The sequence below is a fragment of the Acetobacter conturbans genome (assembly GCF_011516755.1).
Lineage (GTDB): Bacteria > Pseudomonadota > Alphaproteobacteria > Acetobacterales > Acetobacteraceae > Acetobacter > Acetobacter conturbans.
The window spans coordinates 220,094-230,861 of sequence record NZ_WOSY01000007.1; the positions used below are offsets into that span (position 1 = coordinate 220,094).

At 53.3% G+C, this 10,768-nt stretch carries 8 protein-coding genes and 1 pseudogene; 3 read left to right on the forward strand and 6 right to left on the reverse strand.

Features of this window, described 5'->3' with window-relative positions:
• Nucleotides 1-42: 42 nt before the first annotated feature.
• The gene (locus GOB81_RS09405; protein ID WP_338421344.1) at nucleotides 43-2,460 is read right to left on the reverse strand and encodes a TonB-dependent receptor; all 2,418 of its coding nucleotides are present in this window, start codon (nucleotides 2,458-2,460) and stop codon (nucleotides 43-45) included.
• Nucleotides 2,461-2,671: 211 nt separating this feature from the next.
• Here GOB81_RS09405 and GOB81_RS09410 point away from each other — a divergent pair, with 211 nt between their 5' ends.
• Nucleotides 2,672-3,655 (forward strand): ABC transporter substrate-binding protein, encoded by a 984-nt coding sequence (locus tag GOB81_RS09410; RefSeq protein ID WP_173570151.1) that lies wholly within the window; start codon nucleotides 2,672-2,674, stop codon nucleotides 3,653-3,655.
• Here GOB81_RS09410 and GOB81_RS09415 read toward each other — a convergent pair.
• From GOB81_RS09415 to GOB81_RS09425, 3 genes are read right to left on the reverse strand one after another with little or no spacing between them, the layout of a single operon-like run.
• The gene (locus GOB81_RS09415) at nucleotides 3,638-4,060 is read right to left on the reverse strand and encodes a 4Fe-4S dicluster domain-containing protein (RefSeq protein ID WP_173570152.1); all 423 of its coding nucleotides are present in this window, start codon (nucleotides 4,058-4,060) and stop codon (nucleotides 3,638-3,640) included. The two genes, GOB81_RS09410 and GOB81_RS09415, sit on opposite strands and share 18 nt — an antisense overlap.
• Nucleotides 4,057-5,640 (reverse strand): FAD-dependent oxidoreductase, encoded by a 1,584-nt coding sequence (locus tag GOB81_RS09420; protein WP_173570153.1) that lies wholly within the window; start codon nucleotides 5,638-5,640, stop codon nucleotides 4,057-4,059. The genes GOB81_RS09415 and GOB81_RS09420 overlap by 4 nt, the downstream gene beginning before the upstream one ends.
• A gap of 49 nt (nucleotides 5,641-5,689) precedes the next feature.
• Nucleotides 5,690-6,985, reverse strand: a complete 1,296-nt coding sequence (locus GOB81_RS09425) for an NtaA/DmoA family FMN-dependent monooxygenase (RefSeq protein ID WP_173570179.1) — start codon at nucleotides 6,983-6,985, stop codon at nucleotides 5,690-5,692.
• Nucleotides 6,986-7,571: 586 nt separating this feature from the next.
• Here GOB81_RS09425 and GOB81_RS09430 point away from each other — a divergent pair.
• On the forward strand, nucleotides 7,572-8,903 hold the full coding sequence (locus tag GOB81_RS09430) for an LLM class flavin-dependent oxidoreductase (protein ID WP_173570154.1): 1,332 nt from the start codon (nucleotides 7,572-7,574) through the stop codon (nucleotides 8,901-8,903).
• 71 nt (nucleotides 8,904-8,974) lie between these two features.
• Nucleotides 8,975-9,586, forward strand: a complete 612-nt coding sequence (locus tag GOB81_RS09435; RefSeq protein WP_173570155.1) for a nitroreductase family protein — start codon at nucleotides 8,975-8,977, stop codon at nucleotides 9,584-9,586.
• A 24-nt stretch (nucleotides 9,587-9,610) separates the two neighbouring features.
• On the opposite strand, the gene GOB81_RS09440 is transcribed toward GOB81_RS09435, so the two are convergent.
• Both GOB81_RS09440 and GOB81_RS17695 read right to left on the reverse strand, forming a co-directional pair.
• Nucleotides 9,611-10,291 (reverse strand): RBBP9/YdeN family alpha/beta hydrolase, encoded by a 681-nt coding sequence (locus GOB81_RS09440; RefSeq protein ID WP_173570156.1) that lies wholly within the window; start codon nucleotides 10,289-10,291, stop codon nucleotides 9,611-9,613.
• Between the two features lie 370 nt (nucleotides 10,292-10,661).
• Nucleotides 10,662-10,768: pseudogene (locus GOB81_RS17695) on the reverse strand (biopolymer transporter ExbD); the annotation flags it as partial.

A 10,768-nucleotide genomic window follows, 5' to 3' on the forward strand; every position in this document is an offset into this window, starting at 1 on the left:
AAACAATACGGAAAGCCCTTTGTGTTGCTGGCATGAAATATTTTACAAGGTGAATTTTGCGGAGACGAAAATGGTCCGGGGGTCTGCATAAGAACCTGAGTAATAAACTGGAACACCGCCGCCCTGCACGAAAGATGTCCCCTGAAGATAACGGTGATCGAGAAGATTGCGTGCCGTTGCCTGCACAAGCCAGCGGGCATCAGGACTCGTCCAGCTTGCCATGGCGTTGACATACACCTGATTGGGCAAACGGTTCTGGGGGTTGATCAGTGAGGATGCATAGACTCTCGTCTGATAGGAGACGTCTGCTCCCACACGGAATGTTCCCGGTAAACGAACAGGAATTCTGTATGTAAGGGAACCGGCCGTCTGGAAACGAGGCGACCATGGCAACGGATCGCCACTACGGGGCGTATTATCGTACCAGCTCCCGTCCGCCAGTTGGGTGCGGCTGTAAGTGCCTTTAAACTTGTCCAGAACGGAATAAAGATAAGAGGCCGAATAACGAAGATCGAGATCCCTGGTGATCTTTACGGTCGTTTCGATTTCCGCTCCCGTAGAATGCGCTTTGCCCGCGTTGAACCGATGCGTGAGACCGTTGGAAGGATCAAGGGAGGTCAACTGGATGTCATCGAACTGGTTCCAGAAGAGTGAGCCATTGAAATGCACACGCCCTGGAATGGGATCTGATTTGATCCCGATTTCATACGTCGTGACGATTTCAGGGCGATAGGGGATTTCCGCCTGCTGAGGAGCCGTGGGAGACTGGGCGCGATAATCATATCCGCCCGATTTTCCACCCTGCGAGATGGAGACATATGCCATGAGGCGCGGAAGGGCCTGCCAGCTCAACGATCCTTTCGGCAGAAGCTGAATCCAGCTTTTATTTTCCGACACCTGCCAGGCCACGCCCCCCTGTGGACTGGAATACAATGTTGCCAGCTGGTTGGCGACGGTCGTAATATGCGATCCACCAGCCAGATAACTGAGTGTTTCCGAGTTTGAATGGTTTTCGTAGTTGAAGCGCAGTCCGGCAGCAAATGTCAGATTGGGAGTAATATGATAGTGAGCTTCACCATAAAGCGCCCAGTTCCGGGTCTGCTGATCAATCAGCGCATTCACGGGCATATACAGTATTTTTGTGGGGTCGTTGGTCTGAGCCCCATATGTATTATTTGCATTCCGATTGGTGAGCCAGTTTTCATACAGGAAATACGTTCCCACGTTAAAATCAAACCGACCATAATCACCATGCAGGCGCACTTCCTCAGAATACATCCTGTCCTTGTAGTAGAGAAATTGCGATCCACGGGAATAGATATCCCCGTAATTGTCGTACATCCCTCTGTCATCGTACCCACGGATACCGGTGATGGAAAACAGGGTTAGATGAGGAGAAATCGTATAGCGCACATTTCCCGTAAAACCCGCCTCTGAATAATTGTTTTTTGGATAGGCTGGGTTATAGTTTCCGTATTTGTAATAATTCAGAAGATTTCCCACACCCCGGTTGGTGCTGCCATCAATGGTACCATCGAATGAGAGTGTGATGTCCCAGTTCTCATTGGGAGTGAAGCGGAGTTTCCCGCGCGCTTGGCTATAATCAATGTTGTTAGTGCCTTTGCCAACAGCATAGTTGTGATCAATACTGCCACGAGAATGACGACCAAAGGCAATACTCCCGTAAACCTTGTCGCGAATCAACGCCCCACTTGCCGCCACACCAATCTGATATTCATTGTAAGTACCATATCCTGTCTGAGCCACAACACGACGCTTGTTGGTCGGCACGATCGTATTGATATGCACGGCTCCACCCTCGGATTGATGCCCAATTGACGTCACGGGACCACGATCGACCTGAATGTCGTCGACATCGAGCAATTCCTGCATGGTTCCCATGTTGCGGGTCAGAAACACGCCGTCAATATAGGTACCAACCGACGGCTCCCCCTGCGGATCTATTTCGCCGATACCTCTGATAAAGTAATTAGTGACTGAATACCCCGGCATGTTGTTCGGAATGAAAAGATTGGGTGTGAGGCGAGCAAGCTGGCGCACGTTCTGCACTCCCAATCGCTCAAGCTGCGCACCTGACAGAAGGGATGTCGAGGAAGGAGTTTTCTGTAATGCTGCCTCACGCCGTGCCGTACGACTTTTTCCAGAAACCGTAACAGTTTCAGGTTGCGATATTGCCTTCACAGAACGTGGAGTATGCTTATGATCTTTCGTCGCTGCCGACTTGACGGAAGCAGAAGAAGCACGTTGCTCATGAACGGGATCCTCTGTCTGTGCCGCAGCCGCATCCTGTGCAAATGCCAGAAGCAATGCCGAACAGCATGTCGTCTGCATCAACAGGAATGAGCGCACACTTGCAACAGATAACATGACAATGCCGGGACGGGAAAACATGATCTCGTTCAGTCTCGAAAGTTCATGAAAAAACAAGAAAGACTTCATAGTCTTTCAATCGCGACCATCACGGAAACTGTTCAGTTTCGTCCATCAAATAATGCCAATGGCTGATTTGATTAAATCTATTTTTCACTTTCGAATGAAAATATTTCTTCATCTCATTCATTTTCCGAGGATTTTTTATTCCTCGAATTTCTACAAATAATGCAAAACAGGAAATAGACACTTTATTATTTCAGAATGGAAAACCATTATAATGCCCACTCTCTCCGTATCCCGCCGCCATTTTGGCCTTGCCGCTCTTTCCCTGTTTGCAGGGAGCACCCTCATGCACCCGGGAGCAGCACACAGCAGCGAAAACCTCTCAAACGTCACGCTGCGCGTTGCGACATACCGTGGATTCGATACCACTCTTCTACCGGCTGCCGGTCTGGATAATTTTCCTTACAAAGTGGAATTCAGTGAGTTCAATTCCGGAAACCTCATTGCACAAGCTATAAATGCCAATGCCATCGATATCGGCACATGGAGCGAAATTCCTCTCGTTTTCGCGGCAGCTGCAAGCGCACTGATCAGTGTCGTCGCTACAATAGACGGACCAACCTCCAATCAGGCCGTCGTCGTCCCCGTCGGCTCCCCCGCCCACTCGATCAGAGACCTGCGCGGCAAGAAAGTCGGCTATATCCGGTCCACAACTGCCCAGTATTTTCTAATTCGCATGTTACAACAGGCTGACCTCACACTTTCCGATATAACACCTGTTGCGCTTGGTCTTAGCGAGGGCCTGACTGCGCTCAAATCAGGAAGTCTCGATGCATGGGCCACGTACGGTTATGTCATTCCAATGATTGAAGCCGACGGAACGGCTCGTGTCCTTCAAAGTGCCGAAAATATTTTATCCGGTCATTATTTTATTGGAGCCAGTCCGGCACGCCTCTCTGATCCAGCCTTTGTTGCCGCTGCCGCGGATTATATAAATCGTCTTGGAAAAGCCTACGCAACTGCCATGCAGGATAAGCCACGATGGGCACATATCCTTGCACCCGTCATTCGCATCCCTGAAAAAATCATCCTCAGCGATCTGGAAGCTGAGAACAGACCCTACCGTATCCGACCGTGGACTGGTGCAGACATCACGAGTGCTCACGCGGTTGCCAAAATCTTCGCCGAGCAGAAATTGCTGCCAGAACATATTGATTTAAAGAACCTGTTTTCAAATGCTTTAACCCCCTTCCTTTGACATCCCACTGCCGAATGTAGCCGCCGAGTTCGCACCGTGATGCTCACGCTTCCATTGCTCATGGCGAGCGGAAGAGATCTCGACACCTTCTTTCAGCAAAGGCCCCAGTTGCCAGAAATTACGCAAGGGATCTTTCACACTGCTATCCCAGCCGTAATCATGGCGAATACGTCCTAATGAAACATCAGCAGGTATGGAGTCGGATATTTTCGCAGGGACATTCACCCCGACATACAACGCATCCTGTGGACAATAAAGTTCACAAAGGAAACAGGTCTGGCAATCCTCAAGCCGCGCAATAACCGGTGGCTGACCTGCACCCCCCGGATCGAATACGTGATCCGGACATGCGATGACACACGCATTGCAACCGGTGCAGCGATCCGAAAGAATGTCCACCATCATGCCAAAACCTCAGTCATCACAGAAGATTCTGACCTCACTATAATTTTTTCCAACCCTGTCGTGACAAGTCTGCTTTCAAATTCCTGACGTTGCGCAGGATAGTCAGTGCGCACATGCATGCCACGACTTTCCTGTCGAGCAAGCGCCGCGGCATTACACCAGCGTGCCGTCGCCACCATGGCTGCGGTTTCGCGTGCTGCGACCGCGTCCAGACCTTTTCCCTGCAAACCGTTTTCTATCTCATGCCATGCCGCATCCAGAATCTCCTGTGATGTAGTCAGTTTTTTCTCCGATCGCCATATAGATTTATCAAGATCAAGCATTTCATTCTGGACAGTTTTTATAATAGATTTTTGATTCACGGCACGCACCGGTCCTGTCGGACGAAGGCCCACCCTACCCTTCGGCCTGAGCGCCGCAAATACAACCTTGTCGTCGCGCTGGCGCATGGCCGAAATAGCCGCTCCCTGTCCGGCCAGCACTCCGGATGACAGCGCCCATGCCGCATTCTGCGCTCCACCACCACTACTCGCCCCAGCGATATGCTCCCGGGTCGCGGCGTCACCGGCTGCAAAGAGGCCGGGAACTGTCGTCGTGCACGTGGCATCGGCAATCCGAAGGCCTCCAATCCCCCGGATCGTGCCTTCCCCAAACAGTTTCACTTCGAAGCGGTCACGAAACATGTCCACGCCCCGACGGTCGAAAGCAGCCACGGTGGCAGGCTGAATTTCCCGAATGATGGCCGCCAGACCAGCTGGAGCCTCATGCAGATCGGCATAAACCGGTCCTTCCCGGAAAGCATCGGCAAGAGAACACAGATATTCACGTGCCTTGTTCCATCCCGGAATATCAAGCTGCTGTCCCGATGCATTGAAATATCGCGCACCAGTATAGGGAAGTGTGCGGGTACTGAGCCACGCAGGGGAAATGGAATAGGAAACGCAGAACTCCATTCCGGACAGTTCAGCTCCGGCCTCAATTCCCATGAGATATCCATCACCCGTGTTGGAATGACTTCCGAGCAACCCTGAGCGAAAGGCACACCCTCCTGCCGCCATCACCACACTCCCTGCCAGAGCACGCCAGGGGTGACGGGCCAGTCGGTCATATCCAGCGGCGCCTCTGACCGCACCATCGGTTCGCGTCAGCAACTCCAGAACCGGATGATGATCGAGAATCGTGACACCCAGTGATTGCGCATAATGCCTCAAGGCTCTGAGGTATTCAGGTCCCCGCAACCCGGAGCGGAACAGTCCTCCTTTCCCGTCCCCTGAAAACGGATACCATGGGTCCAGTTCCGGAATTGATTGCCAGGTTATATCGATAATCCGTTTCATCCATTCCGGATCAGCCAATCCGAAAGCTGTTTCCAGACGCCTCCTGACCGCTTCCTCCCGACGTTCAGGATCTGGCGGCACCCACCAGTGATTGGGGCCAGCGGGCGCTGTAACACCGCTTGTACCCATGAACCCCTTATCGACCACCACAACAGATGCACCCGTTTTCGCGGCAGATATGGCAGCCCAGCCAGCAGCCATTCCTCCCCCCACAATAAGAACATCCGTGATGATTTCTTTCATGTTCATCTTTTTCCGTTCACCGCATTCAAAAGATGGTTCAAGCTGGCCATCAGATCCCAAGATGATCGCGCAGGGTGCGCCCTTCATAGCGTTTGCGAAACACACCTTGTTTTTGAAGCTCTGGTACCACGCCTTCGAGAAATAAATCCTCCGAGGCAGAAACGTAAGGCGGAATCACGGTGAATCCGTCTACCCCTGTCGTTTCCACCCATTCCGCCATTAACCCGGCCACTGTTGCCGGGGCTCCCACGAAGATGGGAAAAGACAGATCCCGCGCATAGAACCGGGCCGTCTGGTCAAGCGTGAGCCCCCTTGCTCTTGCCTCCTTTACGAGAGGCAGGAAACGCCCCCGGCTGCCGCGTATCCTGTCTCCCAGATCCGGCATCAGCCCATCCGGCGCATAAGCCGCCAGATCATGATTCATGCTTCCGGACATGAAAGTCAGCCCCGCAAGAGGGTGAATCAGTGCGTCCAGTTCCGCCCGCAAAGCCTCTGCCTGCGTGTCGGTTTCCGCTATGATCGGCACGCAACCCGGCAAGATGCGCACACGATTGGGATCACGCCCTGCTGCCGCGACACGATTCCGAAAACCCGCGGTAAAGTCACGGGCACTGGCAACTGTTGGAAGCACGGGAAAGATGACTTCGGCATGGCGTGAGGCAATATCGGAAAATCTTTCTGAAACACCGGCCTGTATCAAAACGGGCTTTGCGTCGGGGAAAGGAGGCTGGTTCAGCGGTCCTTCGACCCGAAAATGCTGTCCACCATGCTGGATCGGTTCGATGCTGTCAGGCAACGCATATCGACCGCTGACCTTGTCGCGGACGATGGCCTGAGCATCCCAGCTTTTCCAAAGTTTTTGCACCACTTCAATGAATTCTTCCGCACGCTCATAGCGTTCGGCATGCTCAAGGTGACGATCCCGACCGAAATTGCGGGCTTCACTGTCACTGACCGAGGTGACGGCATTCCAGCCAATCCGGCCCCGACTATAATGATTTATGGAACCAATCATGCGCGCCACATGATAGGGCTCCGTGTAGGTCGTCGAAATTGTGCCCGCAAGACCGATCCTGTCCGTCAGAACGGACAACGCGGAAAGAAGTGTGAGCGGCTCAGGGGTTCCTACGACACGACTGACCAGCGTGGCGTCGATCGATCCCCCATAGACTCCGTCGATCCCCAGCTTGTCGGCCATGAACACCATGTCCAGTGCGGCTTCCTCCGCCCGACATGCCATGGCAGCATACGCCCGGACATCCATCGGGTCCGCGTCAAGGGAGGTGGGGTGACGCCACCCTCCCAAATGAAGGCCGGACAACGTCAGGAACAGGGCCAGATGCATGATGGACACGGTCTCGTTCAGAAAAATGGACTTTCATTTTCCATGCATGCCAACCCGCCACAATCGAGTTTTCGTCCTGACTGGTTTAACGAAACATCATCGGATGGCCTTCATCCTTTTGCCTCACATATCTCAGTATTCACAATTACTCGTTATCCAGAAGGACACGTTGCCCTCACACTGACGTCACACTCTTATCTCGGAGACCATTATGAGCAGCACGACATCCTCCAGCCTGAAACGCGGTGTGCGTCCTGCCACCGCAGACACCGATTTCATGCTTTGGATCACGATACGGGAACCATAATCGGTACCGGGTCATCACCGACGAGATCGAAACCGTGATTCATCGTAGGCACTGCGCACGGGTTCACTACCCACAATGATTGCTCTGCGTGGTTTTGTCTTATTCCGGAAGTTGGTCATTTCTACCGTTCATAACTAGAGATTCTTCAAGGCTGATTACAATAAATCACCCTTTCATGGACATACTGAAATTCCATTTCCCGAAAATAACTCGGGCACTCAAAGGAATTTCGCTCGCAGTCATGCATGTGAACTTCGCAATACAGAGGACATTCATCAGATGACACAGAACCGCACGCTCAAACTGGGCTTCATCCTACATGGCGTCGGACGAACGTGGGATGACTGGCGGCATCCAGAGCGCGACGTCCGTGCAAGCACACGATTTTCTTTTTACAGGCATCAGGCAAAAATCGCGGAAAATGGAAAATTTGATTTCCTCTTTGTTGCTGACAGTCTTTCCATCAATGAAAAGTCCAGCCCGCATTATCTCAACCGGTTCGAGCCAGTGACGATCCTGTCTGCCCTTGCCGGAGCGACCGACCATATCGGCCTGGTCGGCACGGTGAGCGTAAGTTATACGGAGCCTTTCAACGTCGCCCGACAGTTTGCTTCACTCGACCATATCAGTCATGGCCGTGCCGGGTGGAACGTCGTCACCTCCTGGCTTGCCGATACGGCCGCCAATTATGGAAGGGCCAGACACCCGGCTCATGATGAGCGTTACCGCATCGCAGCGGAACATCTCTCTGTCGTGCAGGGACTTTGGGACAGCTGGGAAGACGATGCGCTTGTCGGAGATAAGAAAAGCGGTGTTTTCGTCAATCCTGACAAACTGCATCGGCTTGACCATGCCGGGCAGTATTTTCAGTCACGGGGCCCACTGAACATCGACCGTTCTCCACAGGGGCAACCGGTAATCTTTCAGGCTGGTGCTTCGGAAGAAGGAAAGAACTTCGCCGCGCGGCATGCCGAGGTCGTATTCTGCGGTCCCCATACCCTGCAGGAAGCCCAGTCCTATTATAAGGATCTCAAAAATCGCGCCCACAAGCTGGGCAGAGATGCCGATCTTCCGTTCATCCTGCCGGGCGCGGCGCCGATAGTGGGCCTGACGGAAGAAGACGCTGAGGCACGCTATCAGGAACTTACAGCCCTGACCTCCATCGAAACCGGTCTGGGGTTTCTGGCCCGCGCCTTCAACGATCATGATTTCCGGCAATATGATCTTGATAGTCCGTTCCCGGATGTCGAACATATCGGCAATGAAAGTAATCAGAGTGCATCACAGAGAATCCTTGAACGCGTCAGAGCTGACAACCTGACCATCCGCCAGATTGCACTGGAACTCGCGACGCCCCGCAGTGATTTCATCGGCACCCCTACGCAGGTGGCGGACGCCCTGCAAAACTGGTTCGAAACCAAAGGAGCGGACGGATTCAATATTTTCGAAGCCCTACCCGGTCAACTGGAACTTTTCGTGGAGCACGTGATTCCCATACTACAGGATCGGGGACTTTTCCGTCGTGAATATGAGCATGAGACCTTTCGCGAGAATCTCGGTGTTCCTTTCCCCGTGAATCGTTACACTCTCAATCGAGCACAAGCCAGCTAAGCTTTTTTCTGTTCTGGAAACATCCCCCGGAAGGAACTTCTCCTTCCGGGGGCGGCAAAGGATCTCACCGCATGACGTCACAAACGGACCGCGACGCCGACTCTTCAGTTGCATCATTCATCCTCGATCGCTGGTCGCCCAGAGCTTTCACGCCCACTGAAATCACGGAAGCGGAACTGCTCGGGCTTCTGGATGCCGGGCGCTGGGCTCCGTCCGCCTATAACAGCCAGCTCTGGCGTTTCATTTACGCCCGACGCAATACCCCCCACTGGGAACGTTTTCTGTCCTGGCTGATCCCCTTCAACCGTTCATGGGCAGAAAACGCATCCGCCATCGTCTACATTGCTTCTCGTACAAACACGCTCAGCTCCAGTACCGGCGAACCGGTGGACGCACCGACACACGCCTTCGATGCCGGAGCGGCCAGTGTCCTCATTCAGTTGCAGGCGACTCATGAGGGATGGGCCACTCACCCCATAAGCGGTTTTGACAAGGACATTGCCCACGCTGGACTGGAGCTTCCAGAAGATCATGCCCTGCATGCGGCCATCATCATTGGTCGTCGTGGAGACGCGAGTGTCCTTCCGGAAAGTCTTCAGGCGCGCGAGCAGCCTTCCGGTCGACATCCACTTGCCACACTGGCTCTGGAAGGCCGGTTCGTGACGCCCGGGACAGCAGACTGAACCGCCGGAAGACGCTGTTTTCTCTCAGATCCTGATTCTCTCAAGCAGGACATCCAGCGCCCGGAAACCATCCGGCCAGAAGCCGAGATTTTCCCTGTTTCCGATATGGCCGATCCAGCCGGCCGGAAACAGGGAGGCACCCCATTGACGCGCCAGCAGAGTGGCCCGCGTGAAAGATAGCCATTCGTCATTCTGGCTCGCTACCATGACTGCCGGGAATGCAAGCCGCATCGAAGGCAACGGAGTAAATCCGGAAATACGGGAAACCTGAGAAGAAATCGTTTCCTCGACATCCGCCGGAGCCACCAGCAACGCACCAGCTACCGGCAGATCAGCGCAATGCGCCGTCAGCAACGCGCCAAGACTATGCGCCACCAGCAAGACAGGGCGAGTGCATCGGCTGATTGCGGCATGAAGCTCTTTTCGCCACTCCGACAACTGTGGTCTTGACCAGTCGTCCTGTTTTACCCGCTGGACGGAAACTCCCTGCCGTTTCCAGAAATTTTCCCATTGGGACTGCCAGTGCAGTTCATCCGAATTATCCAGTCCGGGCACAATGACCACATCGAACCGACGCAGACGGTCGATCAGGGAACGTTCTCGATTTATTGGAGAGAAATCGTTGTCATACCCCTCAGTCTGCCCGCGAGACCCGTTACGAGGTTCCCGGGATCCGAACGGTGACGATACTGAAGGTGACCACATGATCTTTCTCCGCATGTCCGATGACATCATTCCCGGAGAATAGCTTATTTTATCTAATTCAATAGTGAATAAGATAAAACGATCACTTTATAAAGTGCTTAGAATCTTTTGGAAATTCACGGTCCAACCTCAGGATAAAAATCCACACCAGGAACGCCCTTCAATGTGCAGTTGCAATCTGCCATCGCGGAGCTGGGACGGCCTATCAGGGATAGAGACGCGCTTCCCAAAAGGCTCTTTTCTGCCTTCTGACGCGAAAAAGGGGAGTGAACCTCACTCCCCTTTTTCGATGACCATGCTTTTAGGCACAGAGAGTTTTACCGAGGATGTCGGAAAATCTCTCCTGACCCGATTCCCTGGCCCGTGATTCTCACTGTTCGTTCATGAACTGGTCCTGTCCGACGATACCGAGCTTTGTGATGCCCAGTCTCTGTGCGTCGGCGAGGACATGGGCGACGGTTCTGTAGTCGGCCAGTC